Below are 15716 nucleotides of genomic sequence, written 5' to 3'. Positions count from 1 at the left end.
CGCTCAGGACTGCGGGGTGGTGACCGGTGCGTCGGCGCGGCCGAGCCGGGTGAGAATGTCGAGCAGCATCTCCTGGTCCCCGTCGTCGAGCGGGGTCATCGCCTCGGCTTCGGCGACCTCGACCTTGACGGCGAGGTCGGTGTGGACCCGCCCGCCCTTCTCCGAGAGGAACGCCAGCACCCGGCGACGATCCCGCTCGTCGACGATCCGGTAGACCAGCGCCATGTCGACCAGCTTGTCGACGATCTTGGTCAGGGTCGGTCCGGGCACCACGATCGTGGCCGCGAGCTCGGACTGGGCGTGTCCCTGGCCGTCCGCGAGAACGTCGAGCACGCGCCACTGGTCGACGGTGAGGCCGTGTCCGACCAGCGCCTTCTCGACCAGCTTGCCGACGTGCCGCTCGACCAGCCCGAGCAGGCGGGTGAGCGGGACGTGATTCGCTCGGTGCCGGCGCCGCCGCTCGATCGACCGAACGTCTGCCATCGTGATCCCCTCGACTTCCTCGCGCCGTCCGTACTGAGCTTCCACCCCGCCGGTGCGGCCGGTGCGACGATCGGCACGGCGAGCTCGTGGCCTTCCCGTCGCCTTCGTGAACACTGTCAGACTGAAGATACGGTCTTCAAGTGTCGCGCGCAGAGCCGTCGTGACGCACCGCTCGTCCTGTCAGCAGTGGCCGCCCGGGGCTCGGGCGCGCACATGAGCGGCCCGCGTACCTCCGGTCGACCAGGTCGCACGGTCGAAATCCTGTTCGGGCTCAGATAGTTTACAACGAAGGTATTGCCAACTGACAGTATTGACGTAGTTTGTCGTCAGCGGATCGCCTGGCCAGAAGGGAACGGTCGGATGCACAAGCAATCTCGGCATCGTCGTGACACGACCCTCGCCGCGATGGTGATCAACCAGGCGGTTCCGCGGGTCAGGAGTCGTCTCGATGCGCGAGTGGCGATCCTGCACACGGCAGAGTTCCTCCGGGAGGTCGGCGGCTCCTACGACGTCGACCTCGTGGTTCTCCCGGAGCACGGGATGCACGGCGCCCCTCGCCGTGCCGGTCGGCACGAGCCGTTCACCACGAGCGACGAGGTGCTCGATGCGCTCGGGCCCGTCTGTCGGGAGTCCGGCCTGTGGGTGGCGGTCCCTGTCAGCGCCGGCGGGACCCGTGACGATCCGGATCGGCAGATGGCGCTGATCGACGACAACGGCGAGGTGGTGGCCCGACACGGCGCGGATCCGTGCAGCCGGCGGCGCGCGGCGGGGACGCGCACCGTGGTCGGACCCGGTGGGCTGCGGACGGCGCTCGCCTACGGCGACAGAGTCCGCCCCTTCCTGTCGGATGACGAGCTCTGGGGTGCCGAGCTCGTCGTCCAGTACTGGGCGAGCCCCGCGATGTCGCCTCGACGGGTCGTGCAGGCGGCTCGTAGCCTCGCCTGGACCAACACGTGCTTCGTCGTCTCCGCGAACGCGGCCGGCACCGACGGCAGCCATCACTGGACGGGCCACTCGTCACTGGTGAGCTATGACGGCGCGGTACTCGGCCTGTGCGGTGATCTCGAGTACGAGCTCCAGTACGCCGAGCTTCCGATCGCGGCTCTGCGCGCCGAGCGTCTACGGCAGGCGTGCTCGTCCCGCTCGGCGGCGGACACGTTCGCGGCTCGGTCGCGACGATCACCGTCGCTCCACCCAGCACCCACCAAGAACGCGGATCGCGCACCGATCGCGTCCACCAGCTACGGGGCGAGGGTCTCGTGCGTCCGTCCTGAACGGATTCGCTGAGGCGCCCGACCCCTCGCCCCGTACCCGTAACCGATTCCGCCGAGTCCGACCTCCGTACGACGACTCGTCGACGACACCTGTATCGAGGACGTCACCGTGGCAGATGAATTCTCGTATCGCCGACCTCGGCGGCTGAGGGTGTGGGAACGTCAGGCCTTCTCCGAGATAGCGCGCGAGTTGGCCGAGTCGGACCCCTCCTTCCGGAGCCCGTCGCCGCTGGCGCCGGTGCATCGGGGCCGTCGCCCGGCCGGCGGCGCCCACGGGCCCGATGCCGGCCTCGCGTGGTCGTTGGCCCCCCTCGTCATCGGCCTGGTCGTGTTGGTCGTGGGGGCGTTCGCCACCTCCGTGTTCGTACTCATGGTCGGAGTGGCCGTGTGTCTCGCCGGGCTGGGCCTGGCGGTGGTGCGCGCACAGCCCGGCGACCGGAGCTGAGCCGAACTCGCGACGGCACCTACGACGATGCCCGGAGCCCTCCCCGTCGGCTGCGCCGCCCCGACGAACGGATCGAGGATGCCGATGAGCCGGACCGACCTCACCTGGAACCGACGATGAGTTCTCCTGCGAGCCACCACGACATCGATCGGCTGGCAGCCGCCGTGCGCGACCAGCGGACTCCGGCCGGTTTCGCAGCGCTCTGGCGGGCGATCTTCGCGCTCGAGAGCTGGTATCTGCTGCCGACGGGCACTCCCGACGATCCCCGGCCGATGCTGGGCCTGGTCGAGGAACGGTCCTATCTGCTCGTGTTCACGAGCGAACGCCACCTGAGGTCGTTCGCGAACGACCGGAGCGCGGTGCGCGCGAACGACGGCGTGGCGGCGATGACGATCTCGCCGGCGTCCTTGGCCGACCTGGTTCCGGGCCTCGTCGAGCAAGGCATCACAGGTGTCCTGTTCGACCAGGGCCACAACGATGTCGCCGCGCCGCTCGCCGCGCTCGGGATGCTGTACGACGTGACTCACCCGTGAAGCGCAGGGCCCTGAGAAGATCGCAGGGACTCGGACGGCCCGTCCCGCGACGGACCCGCTCGGCCGCCGTGACCGACGACATCCATCGGGCCGACGGGGGCAGGCTCGCCTGGCCTTGCTGGCGGGGGGTCGTCGGATCGAGTTCCCTGGTGGCGTGAGTGGATTCTCCGAAGCGGCCCGCAGGGAGGGCCACCCGGACGAGCCGCACGGCAGGGGCCTGGGCGGCACGCTGAACTGGCTGCGTGCGGGTGTGCTGGGCGCCAACGACGGCATCGTCTCGGTCGCGGGTCTCGTCGTCGGTGTCGCCGGTGCCACCACGGCCCGAGGCCCGCTGTTCACCGCCGGACTCGCAGGTCTCGTGGCAGGGGCGGTCTCGATGGCGCTCGGCGAGTACGTCTCGGTCAGCAGCCAGCGCGACACCGAGCTGGCACTGCTGTCGAAGGAGAAGAGGGAGCTCCGCGACGACCCGGGGGCGGAGCTGGCCGAGCTGGCCGCGCTCTACCGCGCGAAGGGCCTGACCGCCGGGACCGCCGAGACGGTCGCCCGCGAGCTGACCGCCCACGACGCGCTCGCCGCGCATGTGGAGGCCGAACTCCGGCTCGACCCGGACGAGCTCACCAGCCCCTGGCAGGCCGCCGGTGCGTCCGCGCTGTCCTTCGTCCTCGGCGCGTTGCTGCCGCTGCTGGCGATCCTGCTGCCCCCGCCGTCCTGGCGGGTCCCCGTGACCGTGGTGGTGGTGCTGGTCGCGCTCGCGCTCGCCGGGGCGGTCAGTGCTCGCATCGGTGGGGCGAACTCGCGCCGCGCCGTCCTGCGGGTCGTCCTCGGCGGCGCCGCGGGCCTGGCCGTGACCTACCTCGTCGGACGCCTCTTCGGCGCTGCAGTGGGCTGATGCGCGCGGCCTGCTCCGCTCGGTCGGCCCGAGTGTCGCCTCGCGAACGGCGAGCCCCGCCACCGGCACGACGGGCCGCTTCGTGCTCCCGTGCCGGCGCCGACGGCACGCACCGAGCCGGCCTCGTCACACCGTCGCGGTCCCTCGCTCCGTGAACAACCCGATCATCGTGCCGTCGGGGTCGGTGAACATCGCCATGCTGCCGATGTCGCCGACCGCCGACGGGGCCAGGACACGGTGGCCGCCGAGCTCCTCGGCGCGGTCGAGCGCCTCGTCGAGATCCTCCACGGCGACGTAGAAGGTCACGTACGGGCGCACCTGGCCAGGCACCTGAACGACCCCGCCGTTGATCCCGGCTGCGCCGGTGTCGACGACGCCGTACCCGTTCGGATCCGGGGTGATCTTCCAGCCGAACAGGTCGGCGTAGAAGCGCCGGGAGCGTTCGCCATCGGTGGCGCCGATCTCGAAGTGGATGACGGGTGCCCCCACGGGTTCCTCCTCGGTCGGTGGGATGCGGGTCTCCGGGAACTGTCGGGACCCGGTCCGCTCAGGCGTCCGTGCGCGCGGAAGCGGCGCCTTCGAGGTCGTCGGCGGCCGCGGCGAGCAGGTGATGAGCGAGGTCGTCGAGTGCGCGGGCGACGGCCAGCTCGTCGCCGATCTCCGGGACGTCGCGGTCGGCCGGGTTCAGGCGGGCCAGGCCCTCGCCCGTCAACGACCGTGCGTCCCGCGTGTGCAGGTGGGCCACCGCGCGGGTCCGGCCCTCGTGCTCGTCGATGTCGAGCGTCACGTTCCAGCGCTTCGCCTCGTGCATGATCGGCTCCCTCCGTTCGTGGGCCCACGATGGTCGCGCCGGGCGCGGCGCGACAGGGGTGTTCGGCCCTGGGCGGCCGGGCCCTTCGGCGAGACGTGACGACACGATCGGTACGGGAACAGCGGGTCCGTGCCGGTCTCCGGGCATCGGGAGCGCCACCTCGTCACGGTGTTGCGTCGCTCCTGCGGAGTGGCAAGGACGTTCGGCCCTGATCGGTCACCGCCGTCGTTCCATAACCTCGGCACAGCGACGCATGCTGCGGGCGGCCGCGGGCGGACCACGGGGGTCGGGGCCGGTCGCGCGGCCGGGCCGTACGCCGCGACGCGAGCGCACACCTTCGGCTGCCGGGGCACCGCGCGGGGCGAGATGTCCGGAGGTTCGGTGATGAAGACGACCGGTAGGCCACGATTGCACGAGATCGGCATGTCGCCGGGCACGCAGACGCGGCTGAAGCACGTCCTGCACGAGCACGGCCTGCGCAACGGAAACGCACTGTCCCTGCACCATGACCGAGGTTCGGAGCACGGACCGCGGGACTTCGCCGCCAACCCGGCTACCTCCGATCCGCCGTACGTCCTGCGCCTGGCGGTCGAGTGGGGTGTCACCGGGATCGTGATGCGGGTCGGTCTCGCGCAGAAGTCGGCGTGGGAGGACGCGGGGGCAGGACCGGTCCCTGCGATTCGTCGAGCGGCTCCGCGCGATCCTCGCCACGTACTCCGACGGCACGACCTGATGCGTCCGACGCCGAAGCCGGCCCGGCCCGGTTGTGGGGCGTCGCTCCCCACAGCGACATGACCAGGGCGCGACCCAGGCGTCGGTGGGGGCCGTGGCTCGCGTGGCCGTTGGTGGTGGCCGCGCTCGTGGCGCTCGAGTTCCTGCTGCTCGGCGACCGGATCACGGCGGACGTCGCGCTCGTGCTGGCCGCGCCCGGGGATCCGGCACGGGTGGAGGCTCCCGTCGCCGCGCCGCTGCCGAGCCTTCCCGAGGTGCCGGTGCCGGCCGTCGGCGGGCCGGTGCGCGCGGTCGATCTGCGCATTCTTCCGGGGTGCACGAGTGGTGGGCGGTGTCTGGTCCGGGTCCAGGTCCTCGTCGACGCCGGGAGCACGGGGACGGTGTCGTGGGTCGTGCAGGCGCACGATCTCTGCACCGGACAGGTGCAGACGGTCGGCACGGGCACCGCGGCTCTGCCCACGGGCGCGGACCGCATCGACGCCGTGATCGCGGTGTCGGTGCCCGCAGCCGCCGCGACGGCGTTGACGGCGTCGACGACAGCGCCCGCGCCGGCGGCGGGGCCCCCGCTGCGGGTGTCGGCCGCCGAGCGTTGTGGTTCCTGATCGAGCACTCGGGGGTGTGGCCGTGCAGGGGTTGCGGGGGAGCCGTACGCGGTCGTGGGGCAACCGGCGGCTGTCGGCGTGGGCGTCCGAGCGACGGCGGCGCCGGGTGCCGCGGTGGCGGCTGCCGGGGGAACCGACGTTCGACGTGCTGGCGATCCTCGCCGCCGGTGTGCTGGTCGCCATCGGCCTCGCGAACCTGGCGGCCGTCGGGGGCGTCGGGACCGCCGTGAGGCAGGGTGGCATCGCCGCGGCCGGGTTCGCGCTCCTGCTCGCGTCCCGCCGGGTGCGCGTCCGCGTGCTCGGGGTGCTCGCGGTGCTCAGCTACACCGTCGCCGTGGTGATGCTCGCCGCTGTCCCGCTGCTCGGGAACCGGACGAAGGGCGCGACCCGGTGGCTCGACGCGGGCGCGTTCACCTTCCAGCCGTCGGAGCTGGCGAAGCTGGGCCTGCTCCTGCTGGTCGCGGCCCTGCTGGCCTCCGCCCGGCCCGCCTGGCAACGGTTCGCCGGGTCTCTCGTCGTGGCGGCGGTCCCGATCGTGCTGACGGTCCTGCAGCCGGATCTGAGCACGACCGCACTGCTCGTGGTCGTCGTCGTCGCGCTCATGGTGATCGGGCGGGTGCCCGCCCGGTTCCTCCTGCCGGTCGCGGCCGCTGCCGCAGTGGCGGCCCCGCTCGCCGTCGGGCTGTTGCGGCCGTACCAGGTCCAGCGTCTCGGCAGCTTCCTGGCCGGCTCGTCCCAGGCGGCCGGGGGCGCCGGCTGGGCCGCGTCGCAGGCCCGCATCGCGGTGGCCTCCGGCGGGTGGTTCGGGCGTGCGGGTCATCCCCTCACCGATGTTCTCGAGCGCTACCTGCCCGAGCGTTCGTCGGACCTCGCGCCGGCGAGCCTGGTCGAGCAGTTCGGGTGGGTTGCGGGCCTGGCGGTCCTCGTCGCGGCGCTCGTCCTGGTCTGGCGGCTCGCGACGGCGGCGCGCGGAGCCCGCACGAGCCACGGTGCGCTCGTCGCGGGCGGGCTCGCGGTCCTGATCGGTGCCGAGGTCGTGGTGTCCGTCGGGGGCAACCTCGGCCTGCTGCCGCTCGCCGGTGTTCCGTTTCCCCTGGTCAGCAACGGCGGAACGGCGATGGTGGTGCATCTCGCCGCCATCGGCACCGTCCTGGGGGTGCGCCGGGACGGGGCGCGGCGCGCGTTGTGGGCCGCGCCCGGGCGGCTGCGCCCCCGACTCGTGCAGAGCTCCGCGATGGTGCTCACCGGGGTCCTCGTGACCTTCGCCGTCGCGGGTGGGCAGGTCCAGGCGCAGCAGCGGCCGTCACTGGTGGCCGCGGGCCAGGAGCAGATGGTGCGCTGCCTGCGGGTCGCCGCGCCCCGCGGCGAGATCACGGCTCGCGACGGCACGGTCCTGGCGCAGGATTCCGCGGCGACCGATACGGGCTCCGCAGCCGTCGGTGTTGTCCCCGCGCTCGTGACGCCCGCGGAGCTCGAACTGGTCGCCGACGTCACGGGCCGTCCGCTCGACCAGCTGCGCGCGGCGGTCGCCGCGGCACCGAGGACGACGCTCGACCTCGAGGTCGGCACGGCTCCCGCCGGTCGAGCAGGGGTGCTGCGCGGGTCGCCGGACGTGATCGTGACGGACGAGGCGCGCCGCAGCTACCCGACGGGAGAACTGCTCGCGCCGGTGCTCGGCTTCGTCGGCGTCGCCACGGCCGAGCAGACGGCCCGGGATCCGTCGCTGGCACCAGGGACGGTGGTGGGCCGTCTCGGTCTGGAGGCGACCTACGACGCCGTGCTGCGGGGTGTCGACGGCCGGCGTTGCTGGTACGTGACCCCGGCCGGCGTGCCGGTGGCCCCGGGCCCGCAACTGCCTGCGGTCCCCGGCGCCGACCTGCGAACCGCCCTGGATCTGCCGCTGCAGCGGCGGCTCACCGACTCGCTGCGGGTGTCGCTCGCGGGCCAGCCGGACCCCCGCGCCGTCGGGGCGGCCGTGGCGATGGATCCGCGGGACGGCCAGGTCCTCGCCATGGCGAGCCTCCCGTCGTACGACGACAACATCTACGGCCCGCCGGTGGACGCGTCCGCGCTCGCCGCCCTCGACGCACGCCCCGGCAGCCCCGGCCTGAACCACGTCACCCAGGTCGCCGTGCCACCGGGCTCCACGTTCAAGCTCGTGGTGGGCGCGGCCGACATGGTGACGGGCACCATCCCACCCATGCAGGTCGTCCCGACCGGGGCGAGCTTCACCCTGGGCGGCCACACCTTCGCCAACTGGCGTCCGATGGGCCCGATGAACCTCCCGCAGGCCATCGGCTGGTCGAACGACGTGTACTTCTACCAGCTGGCAGCCCGGATGGGTCCGGGTCCGATCATCCAGACCGCACGCGCCCTGGGCGTCGGCGAGCCGACCGGGATCGACCTCCCCGGCGAGGCGGCGGGCTACCTCGGCAGTCCGGACACCGGGGAGCCGTGGTACGGCGGTACCACCGTCATCCTCGGTATCGGCCAGGGCCCGTTGCAGGTCACGCCCCTGCAGAACGCCCGCTGGACGGCGGCGATCACCACCGGCCTGCTGGTCACGCCGCACCTGGGACTGGCCGTCGTCACCCCGGGCGGTGCGACGACGGCGGTGCCGGTGTCGCCGGCACGGCCGCTACCGTTCGCCGCCACGCTCGGGCCGGTGCGCGACGGCATGCGTGCCGCCGTGCGGTCCGGCACCGCCGGATGGCTCGCCCCGCTGCCGGTGGACTCGGGAGCCAAGACCGGCACGGCCCAGGACGGAAGCCTGCGGGCCGGCAGCTACGACAACTGGACGACCGTGGCCGCGCCGCTGGACGCCCCGACGGTGGTGGTGACGAGCCTGGTCCAGGGTCCGGGGCAGGGTGCCAACAGTGCGGGCCGGATCGTGGTGGACGGTCTGAGCGGGTACCTGGCGGCGCCGCCACCCTGACGCGAACCGCGTCGCCGGCAGCTGCCGGGCCTGCGGTGGCGGGCCAGATACAGCTGCGCGCGGCGCGGCCCGTCGGAGCGTCAGCGCGGGCCGAGCATCGCAAGTTCGAACAGGCGCTCGACGTCGTGTCCGGCATCGATGGCGCAGCCGAGCACGACGGCCGCGGCGACGGCCAGGAGGACCACCGCGGACCGGCGGAACCGGGGCGGGGGGTCGAGCAGCGCGGCCACGCGTGCACTGACGGCGGAGGTCCCGTAGCCGAGTGCGAGACCGCGGCTGAGCCCGATCTCGGTCGGTGACTGCCGGAGGACTGCGAGCCCCGCCTTCGCCAAGGCTCGCGCGGCGAGGCGGCGCTCGCCGACGACCTCGGCGGCGTGCTCGTCGGCGGCGCGTTCGAGGAGGTAGTCGACGGTCGCCGGGAGGCGTGACAACAGCGGGTTGACCGCCGCGGAGAACTGAGCGGTGAGCAGCCACCAGTGGTCGTGGCCGAGCAGGTGGGCGCGTTCGTGGGCGAACAGGGCGCGCCGCTCGTCGGGGTCCAAGGCCCTCAGCATGCCGCTGGTGACCACGACGTGGCCCGCACCGACGCTGCCGCCCCCGCGGGACCGCCGCTGGACGAGGCGCCGGCGTCCGGGGTCGGTGGTCCGTGGACCGGTGGGCCGTGGCCGACTCGACGACGTGAGCAGGCGTCGGAAGAAGACCGGGACGGTGAACGCCGGCAGTGCGAATGCCGGCAGTGCGAACCCCGGCAGTGCGAACGCCGGCAGTGCGAACGCCGGCAGTGCGAATGCCGGCAGTGCGAAGGCCTCGACGGCGTCGTCGGGCAGGACGATCAGGTCGCCGCGAGCGGCCGGAGCGAGACTCCGAGCGAGTGCGCAGCTGCGCAGCAACGCACGCGTGCGGCGCACCGTGGTGATCGCGACGAGTACGGTCAGTGACAGCAGGATTGCGATCGCGGCAAAGGCCACGGCCGGGTCGACGGGATCGACGCTGTGCAACACGCTGACCGACCACTCCCCGTAGCGGGCGACGGTCGGGATCTGCCCCAGGAGGGTCCAGCCCAGCAGGCCGAGGGCCCAGACCCAGCAGCTCGCGCTGACCAGTCCGGCGCAGACCAGCAGGCGCGCACCCGCGCGGGGCGTCCACAGCCGTGACAGCGGCCGGATCGCGACGCCGAACAGCAGCGCAGCGAGGACCGGCACGTACACGTCGAGTCGCATGAGGCGCTCCTGGATCAGGGCGAGGAGCTCCGGCGCCGCCGGGGGCGCGCGGTCTCAGGGGCCGGGTCGTGCGAGACCGATGAGGGCTGTGCCGAGCCGCCGGACTCACGCGGTGTCGACTCGGTCCGGCGCAGCAACTCCCCGAGTACGGCCTCGTCCTCGCCGCCGAGCTCGGCGACGAACCGACGCAGTACTGCGGTCCGGTCGCTTCCGCGGTCGAGCAGGCCTCGCATCTGTCGTGCGGTCAGACCGTTCTGGTCGAGCACCGGACGGTAGGCGTGCGCACGACCGGCACGCTCACGCTCGACGGCCCCCTTCGCATGCAGCCGGGTGAGGATCGTCTGCACGGTGTTGTAGGCGAGCCCCGGACCCAGTGCGTCCTGCACCTGGGCCGGCACCAGCGCGGTGTCGGCGGCCCAGAGCACCGCCAGCACCTCGTTCTCCAGCTCGCCGGCCGGCCGGCGCGGCCCCGCCACCCGAGCGGACCGGGCGCGCCCCTCGGTGTCGTCGTCGATGACGTCTCCGTCCGGTTCGCGTCGTCCCACAGAACTACAGTAGCGTAGGAGATGACTCCTACAGTCACGTAGGAGAAGCTGTGGGATTGGGGGGTCTCGGTGGTGCGGGAATGACGTGGACGGACGCACTGTCCGCCACCGAGGTGGGACAGGCCGCGGGGGCTGCCGTCGGGGCGGCAGTCGTTCCCCTCCCGGTGCCTCAGGTACCCGCCGGCGCGTTCGGGTTGCCGGGCTCGGTGAACATCGAGTGGTTCGAGGAGATCAACCGCTGGGCGGCACACACCGGATGGGCGGCGCCGGCGGTGTCCGGGGTCGCCTCCTACGGCGTCGCCGTGTTCGTCGCGTTGCTCCTGGCGAACCTGTGGCTGGCGAGGCGCACCGCCCGGATCGACGGACTGGTGGCGGCCCTCTGGGCTCCGCTCGGTGTGCTGCTGGCGGTCGGGGTCAACCAGTTGCTCGTCGCGGCCGCACACGAGCCGCGCCCGTACACCGTGCTGTCGCAGCTCACCGTGCTCACGGCACGCTCGACGGACTACTCCTTCCCGTCCGACCACGCGGTCATGGCCGGAGCCACCGCCACGGGCATCTGGCTGCGGGCGGACCGCACGGTCGGTGCGCGGTGGCTGCGCTGGGTGAGCGTCGTGGCGGCGTTGAGCATGGCGTTCGCGCGCGTGTTCGTCGGGGCGCACTGGCCCGGGGACGTCGCCGCAGGGCTGGTCGTCGGAGCCGCCGTCAGCGTGCTCGGCTACCTTTGCGTGCGCCGCCTGCTGTGCGCCATGGTGTCGCTGGCCGCCGGCACGCCCGCCCGGCGCCTGCTCGGGGTGGTCCCGCCGGTCTCGCACCCCTCGGCGGCAGGAGCCGGGCCCGCACCTGACGGCGCGCCCGGACCGGTGCCGGATCAGAACCGCAGCTCCGCCGAACCCGAGGCGCGGCGCGGGGATGTCGGGGGGTCGCCCTGGACTTCTCACCACGGCCCCGGCTCGTGACGGTCCGATCATGAGCGATCCGATGCTGCCCGGCGTGTTCGGCGATCTCGCCCCGTTCCTGGACTCCTACGGCTACCTCGCGGTGGCGGCGCTGCTGTTCGTGGAGGACTTCGGCGTCCCCGCCCCGGGCGAGACGATCCTGATCGCGGCGGCCGTGTACGCCGGTGCCGGCCGGCTCAACCTGGCCGCGGTCGTCGCGGTCGGCGTCGTCGCGGCAACGGCCGGCGACAACGTCGGCTTCGCGATCGGGCACTTCGGGGGCCGCGCCCTGGTGCTCAGGTTCGGACGCCACGTCGGCATCACCGATGCGCGCCTCGACCGCGCCGAGCGGTTCTTCAGCCGCCACGGCGGAAAGGTCGTCGTCGCGGCCCGCTTCGTGGAAGGGCTTCGCCAGATCAACGGCGTCGTCGCGGGCCTGGCCAACATGCCGTGGCGGCGGTTCCTGGTGTTCAACCTCCTCGGAGCCGCCCTCTGGGTGGGAACCTGGGCGAGCATCGGCTACCTCGCCGGCGACCATCTCGGCACCATCTACGCGCAGTTCCACCGCTACGAGCGCTACGTGCTCGCCGCACTCGCCCTGGTGGTCGCCGTGCTCGTGACCCGCCGCATCCGCGCCACGGCTCGGACGTCGGCGCGCCGCGCGATGGTGCTCACCGCGACGTTGCTGGCCGCGTTCTTCGCCGCCCTGGCCGTCGCGGTAGGGACGCACTGGGCGCCGCTGATCGCGATCGACACGTCGATGGTGACAGCCGGGCATGCTGCGCTGCTCGCTCATCCCGGCGTGGCCGCGGCGGCGCGTGTGGTGACCGACCTCGGCAGCCCCGTCGCGGTCGATGTCGTGACCGTTGTCGTCTGTGTGGTGCTCGCCGTCCGCGGCCGGTGGGTCCCCGTGGTGGCCCTCGCCGTTGCCAGGCTCGGTGAGCTGGGTTGCGAGACCCTCGTCAAGCACCTGCTGGCGCGTCCCCGGCCGAGCCTCGAGCCCGCCCTGACCACCGCGAGCGGGTTCAGCTTCCCGTCCGGCCACGCCGGCGGCACAGCAGCGGTCTACGGCGCGATCGCCCTCCTCGCCCTCGGTCGGCCGCACTCTCCCCCGAGGGGAGCCCGAGGACGCGGCTCGCCCGGGAAGCGGATCGGAACGTGGGCCGTGGTGATCGCGGTCGTCGCGACGACCGCGGTGGCGTCGTCACGAGTACTCCTGGGCGTGCACTACCCGAGCGACGTCGTCGCGGGCGTCATCCTCGGGCTCGCCTGGGCCCTCCTGGCCTGCGCGGTCGCAGCGCCACTGACCGCTGCGCTCACGGAAGGTGGCCGCAGGCTCCGCAGAGCTCGAGCCGGCACGAACGACAGCGGTCCCACACTCTCGCGGTCCTCGTTCGTGGTCGGGCCCTGGTGGGCCGATGAGACGGAACATCGGCAGCGGGTGCGCGGGGCGATCAGGTCGGACCAGCGTGCGGCGGCGCATCCGTGCCCCGCTGCGGTCGGGTGACGGGGATCGAACGCGATGTCGGTGGTGCGGTCGCAGGTCCCGTCCGGAGACGACGCGCGTCGTGGCGACGCCGGTCGTGAACGGGTGCTCGTCATCTCCGCGAGTGTGGGCGCCGGGCATGACGGCGCCGCGGCGGAGCTGACCGCTCGGCTGCAGCATGCCGGGGTGGGTGTCGACCGGCGCGACTTCCTCGACGCACTTCCCCGGTGGGTCGGGTTCGTGTTGCGGCAGGGCTACCCGATCAGCGTCGGTAGGGCGCCCGGGTTCTTCGAGTGGTTGTTCAGGCGGCTGGAGCGTCCCGGATGGGTACAGGCAGTGGCACTGGCCGTGTGCGGCTGGGCCGGGTTCCGGGTTCGGCGCTGGACGGCCCACGGCTACGGCGTCGTCGTCTCCACGTACCCGATGGCCAGCCAGACCGTGGGCCGGCTCAAGGCGGCCGGCCGACTCGACGCGGCTGTGGTCACCTTTCTGACCGACCCGGCGGTGCACCGACTGTGGGTGCATCCGGCGGTGGACCATCACCTCACGGTGACCGAGGCGACGGCGAACCTCGGCCTGCGGCTCTACGGCACCCCCATGCGCCACGTCGGCGCCCTGGTGGGACGGGCGTTCTCCGGCCCCTGTCCTTCGGTGCGCCGACGTCAGGTCCGAGCCGAGCTCGGGCTGTCCGCCGACGGGCCGGTCGCTCTGGTCTCGGCCGGATCACTGGGCATCGGTGACGTGCCGGAGATCGTCAGGGCACTGCGCAGCCCCGGCAGCGACATCGAGGTCGTCGTGTTGTGCGGACGGAACGCCCGCCTCCGCCGATCACTGCGCGGCCGGCCGGGCGTCGTGACGCTGGGCTGGCGGACGGACGTCGCCGAGATCATGGGCTCGGCCGACGTGCTGGTTCACAACGCCGGGGGCCTCGCGGTGACCGAGGCGCTCACGATGGGGTTGCCCACGGTGACGTTCCGCCCGATCCCCGGCCACGGCCGGGCCAACGCCGGGGTGCTCGAGGCCGCCGGTCTCGCGGCGTGGCCACGCGACGGCGCGAGCCTGCTCGCCGAGGTCCGGACCCGGATCGGCCGGTCCGGGGATCGACGCGCCGTCCACGCCGGCTTCGACGCCGCCGCCGTGATCATCGATCTGCTGGCACTACGTGTCCGGGCGGAAGTGCCGACCGAGTGTGCCGAGCCGGCAGCCCAGCGCCTCGACCTCGGATGCGATCAGGTCCAGGGCGCCGACCGTGCCGCGCCACGTCCCGCTCGCTTCGGCGGTGACGTCGGAGTCGTGAAGCAGGATCGTGCCGCCGGGTCGTAACTGGCGAGCGACCGTGTCGGCCACCCGCCGCGCACTGATGCCGCTCGTCCAGTCCCTACCCCACGCGGTCCAGAGCACCGGTGTCAGGCCGACGTCATGAGCGCCCGACAGCGAACTCGTCGTCAGCACGCCGTACGGGGGACGGAACCAGCGCGGCGGCTCGCCGCCCACCGCGCCGATGATCTCCACGGCCGAGCGGATGTCGCGCCGCACCGCGGCCGGCGAACGGAACAGGTGGTTGCGATGGAGGTCGCCGTGGACGGCGAGCTCATGACCCGCGTCGCGCACCGCCGCGGCGACCTCGGGAAAACGTCGTACCTGCGCCGACAGGAAGAAGAACGTCGCCGTCACATCGAGCCGCGCCAGAGCCTCCAACACCGCGGGGGTCCCCTTCGGATGCGGCCCGTCGTCGAAGGTCAACGCGACGTGCCCGCGGTCGCCGCGGCCCGCCAGTCGCGGGAAACCGACCGTGCGGAGCAGCCGTGACCTCGTCATCGCGGGCGACGCCCAGGCGGCGGTCGCGGCCAGCGGCGCCGCGGCCAGCCCGATGGCTGCGGTTCGATGTGACACACGGCAAGCCTGCCGCACCCGGCACGAGCTCATCCATGCGGAGGACCTGATGGTGGCGTCCGCGCTCATCGCGCTGCTCGCCGCCGCCGCTTTCGGCGTCGGAGCGGTACTGCAGCACCACGGCGCGAACCTCGTGGCGCGCCGGTTCCCGTTGCACCCTGCGCTGGTCCGGGACCTGCTCCGGCAGCCGTGGTGGCTGCTGGGCGCCGTCGTCGACCTGGTCGGCGTCGGCCTGCATCTGCTCGCCCTGTCGGTCGGTCCGCTCACGGTGGTCCAACCCGTGCTGGTCCTGAGCCTCGTCGTGGGCCTGCTGCTGCAGCCGCTGTTCGGTCGGCCCGTTCGTCGTGGTCAACTGGTGTCGGCCTCGGTCACCGTCGTCGGCCTGGCCGCGTTCCTCGTGACGTTGCCGCGCGATCCGACGTCACCGACGGGCACGCACTGGGCGTCCGGGGTGGTCGCAACGCTCGTGCTCGTCGCCCTCGCGTACGGCCTGACGCGGTGGCCACCGGCCCGCGCGGCGGGCCTCGGCACGATCGCGGGCGCGGTTCTCTCGCTGTCGGCCGCGCTGGCCAAGGCGTGGCTGCCCCTGCTCGCCGCGGGCGCTCTCGGGGTACTGGTGAGAACGTGGCAGCTGTGGGCGGGCTGCGCGCTGGGTCTGGCGGGTGTGTTGATCACCCAGGTCGCCTTCCAGGCCGGCGCGCTCGGGCCCTCCCTCGCCGCCTTGACCGTCTCCCAGCCCGCGGTCGGGGTCCTGCTCGGCGCTCTCGTCCTCGACGAGGCGGTGTTCTCCGGACCGACCGGGGTGGTCCAGGCGGTGGGCCTCGCCGGAGCCCTGACGGGGGTCGCCCTGCTCGTCATGCAGACGAGCAGCGAGGCAGGCCCGTCGGACGGCCCCGGACCGTGACCGACGCCAGGGGGTGATCGGCCGGGTCC

At 73.1% G+C, this 15716-nt stretch carries 16 protein-coding genes and 1 pseudogene; 11 read left to right on the top strand and 6 right to left on the bottom strand.

Going from position 1 to position 15716, the window contains the following annotated elements; genetic code table 11:
* Positions 1 to 3 precede the first annotated feature (3 nt).
* A complete protein-coding gene (locus PSED_RS24545; protein WP_013676931.1) occupies positions 4 to 483 on the bottom strand; it encodes a MarR family winged helix-turn-helix transcriptional regulator in 480 nt (159 codons plus the stop codon).
* Positions 484 to 777: 294 nt separating this feature from the next.
* On the opposite strand from PSED_RS24545, the gene PSED_RS24540 reads away from it, so the two are divergent.
* The 4 genes from PSED_RS24540 to PSED_RS24530 all read left to right on the top strand — a co-directional run bounded on the left by PSED_RS24540 (position 778) and on the right by PSED_RS24530 (position 3624).
* Positions 778 to 1770, top strand: coding sequence for a nitrilase-related carbon-nitrogen hydrolase (locus tag PSED_RS24540; protein WP_143770602.1), 993 nt, complete (start codon positions 778 to 780; stop codon positions 1768 to 1770).
* Positions 1771 to 1866: 96 nt separating this feature from the next.
* Entirely contained in the window at positions 1867 to 2202 is a 336-nt protein-coding gene (locus PSED_RS35745; RefSeq protein WP_158511340.1) for a DUF3040 domain-containing protein, read from the top strand.
* Positions 2203 to 2366: 164 nt separating this feature from the next.
* A complete protein-coding gene (locus PSED_RS24535; RefSeq protein ID WP_049803497.1) occupies positions 2367 to 2735 on the top strand; it encodes a hypothetical protein in 369 nt (122 codons plus the stop codon).
* Between the two features lie 154 nt (positions 2736 to 2889).
* On the top strand, positions 2890 to 3624 hold the full coding sequence (locus PSED_RS24530; protein ID WP_013676927.1) for a VIT1/CCC1 transporter family protein: 735 nt from the start codon (positions 2890 to 2892) through the stop codon (positions 3622 to 3624).
* A 126-nt stretch (positions 3625 to 3750) separates the two neighbouring features.
* On the opposite strand, the gene PSED_RS24525 is transcribed toward PSED_RS24530, so the two are convergent.
* Together PSED_RS24525 and PSED_RS24520 are read right to left on the bottom strand one after the other, a co-directional pair.
* Positions 3751 to 4113 (bottom strand): VOC family protein, encoded by a 363-nt coding sequence (locus tag PSED_RS24525; RefSeq protein WP_013676926.1) that lies wholly within the window; start codon positions 4111 to 4113, stop codon positions 3751 to 3753.
* Positions 4114 to 4171: 58 nt separating this feature from the next.
* Positions 4172 to 4435 (bottom strand): dsRBD fold-containing protein, encoded by a 264-nt coding sequence (locus PSED_RS24520; protein ID WP_013676925.1) that lies wholly within the window; start codon positions 4433 to 4435, stop codon positions 4172 to 4174.
* A 791-nt stretch (positions 4436 to 5226) separates the two neighbouring features.
* On the opposite strand from PSED_RS24520, the gene PSED_RS24515 reads away from it, so the two are divergent.
* Complete coding sequence (locus PSED_RS24515; RefSeq protein WP_013676923.1) at positions 5227 to 5769, top strand: hypothetical protein; 543 nt, start codon at positions 5227 to 5229, stop codon at positions 5767 to 5769.
* 22 nt (positions 5770 to 5791) lie between these two features.
* Positions 5792 to 8704: an FtsW/RodA/SpoVE family cell cycle protein gene (locus tag PSED_RS24510; protein WP_013676922.1), complete on the top strand. Its 2913-nt coding sequence runs from the start codon at positions 5792 to 5794 to the stop codon at positions 8702 to 8704.
* 80 nt (positions 8705 to 8784) lie between these two features.
* On the opposite strand, the gene PSED_RS35740 is transcribed toward PSED_RS24510, so the two are convergent.
* Positions 8785 to 9273, bottom strand: coding sequence for a M48 family metalloprotease (locus PSED_RS35740; RefSeq protein ID WP_083845274.1), 489 nt, complete (start codon positions 9271 to 9273; stop codon positions 8785 to 8787).
* Between PSED_RS35740 and PSED_RS35735 the strand changes: the two genes are divergently transcribed.
* Complete coding sequence (locus PSED_RS35735; RefSeq protein WP_083845273.1) at positions 9257 to 9727, top strand: pentapeptide repeat-containing protein; 471 nt, start codon at positions 9257 to 9259, stop codon at positions 9725 to 9727. The genes PSED_RS35740 and PSED_RS35735 overlap by 17 nt on opposite strands.
* A gap of 211 nt (positions 9728 to 9938) precedes the next feature.
* Here PSED_RS35735 and PSED_RS24500 read toward each other — a convergent pair whose 3' ends face one another.
* Positions 9939 to 10469: a BlaI/MecI/CopY family transcriptional regulator gene (locus tag PSED_RS24500; protein ID WP_013676920.1), complete on the bottom strand. Its 531-nt coding sequence runs from the start codon at positions 10467 to 10469 to the stop codon at positions 9939 to 9941.
* An 80-nt stretch (positions 10470 to 10549) separates the two neighbouring features.
* Here PSED_RS24500 and PSED_RS24495 point away from each other — a divergent pair, with 80 nt between their 5' ends.
* The 3 genes from PSED_RS24495 to PSED_RS24485 are packed head-to-tail and all read left to right on the top strand — an operon-like array spanning position 10550 to position 14213.
* Positions 10550 to 11425, top strand: coding sequence for a phosphatase PAP2 family protein (locus PSED_RS24495; RefSeq protein ID WP_063821913.1), 876 nt, complete (start codon positions 10550 to 10552; stop codon positions 11423 to 11425).
* Positions 11426 to 11435: 10 nt separating this feature from the next.
* Entirely contained in the window at positions 11436 to 12911 is a 1476-nt protein-coding gene (locus PSED_RS24490) for a bifunctional DedA family/phosphatase PAP2 family protein (protein ID WP_063821912.1), read from the top strand.
* A gap of 15 nt (positions 12912 to 12926) precedes the next feature.
* Positions 12927 to 14213 carry an MGDG synthase family glycosyltransferase gene (locus PSED_RS24485; RefSeq protein WP_013676917.1) on the top strand — a complete coding sequence of 429 codons (1287 nt, stop codon included), beginning with the start codon at positions 12927 to 12929 and terminating at the stop codon, positions 14211 to 14213.
* 90 nt (positions 14214 to 14303) lie between these two features.
* On the opposite strand, the pseudogene PSED_RS24480 reads toward PSED_RS24485, so the two are convergent.
* Positions 14304 to 14708 (bottom strand): annotated as a pseudogene (locus tag PSED_RS24480) (polysaccharide deacetylase family protein); the annotation flags it as partial.
* Between the two features lie 124 nt (positions 14709 to 14832).
* Here PSED_RS24480 and PSED_RS24475 point away from each other — a divergent pair.
* Complete coding sequence (locus tag PSED_RS24475; protein WP_013676915.1) at positions 14833 to 15687, top strand: DMT family transporter; 855 nt, start codon at positions 14833 to 14835, stop codon at positions 15685 to 15687.
* The last annotated feature ends 29 nt before the right edge of the window (positions 15688 to 15716 follow it).

Source organism: Pseudonocardia benzenivorans CB1190, assembly GCF_000196675.2.
Classification (GTDB): Bacteria; Actinomycetota; Actinomycetes; order Mycobacteriales; family Pseudonocardiaceae; genus Pseudonocardia; species Pseudonocardia benzenivorans.
Note: the sequence above shows the minus strand (reverse complement) of the source record. Positions and strands in the feature narration are given on the sequence as shown.

Excerpts from the sequence above, each read along its gene's own strand:
- PSED_RS24545 (WP_013676931.1), bottom strand. The coding sequence starts at position 483 with ATGGCAGACGTTCGGTCGATCGAGCGGCGGCGCCGGCACCGAGCGAAT.
- PSED_RS24520 (WP_013676925.1), bottom strand. The coding sequence starts at position 4,435 with ATGCACGAGGCGAAGCGCTGGAACGTGACGCTCGACATCGACGAGCAC.
- PSED_RS24515 (WP_013676923.1), top strand. The coding sequence starts at position 5,227 with ATGACCAGGGCGCGACCCAGGCGTCGGTGGGGGCCGTGGCTCGCGTGG.
- PSED_RS35735 (WP_083845273.1), top strand. The coding sequence starts at position 9,257 with ATGCCGCTGGTGACCACGACGTGGCCCGCACCGACGCTGCCGCCCCCG.
- PSED_RS24495 (WP_063821913.1), top strand. The coding sequence starts at position 10,550 with ATGACGTGGACGGACGCACTGTCCGCCACCGAGGTGGGACAGGCCGCG.
- PSED_RS24490 (WP_063821912.1), top strand. The coding sequence starts at position 11,436 with ATGAGCGATCCGATGCTGCCCGGCGTGTTCGGCGATCTCGCCCCGTTC.
- PSED_RS24485 (WP_013676917.1), top strand. The coding sequence starts at position 12,927 with ATGTCGGTGGTGCGGTCGCAGGTCCCGTCCGGAGACGACGCGCGTCGT.
- PSED_RS24475 (WP_013676915.1), top strand. The coding sequence starts at position 14,833 with ATGGTGGCGTCCGCGCTCATCGCGCTGCTCGCCGCCGCCGCTTTCGGC.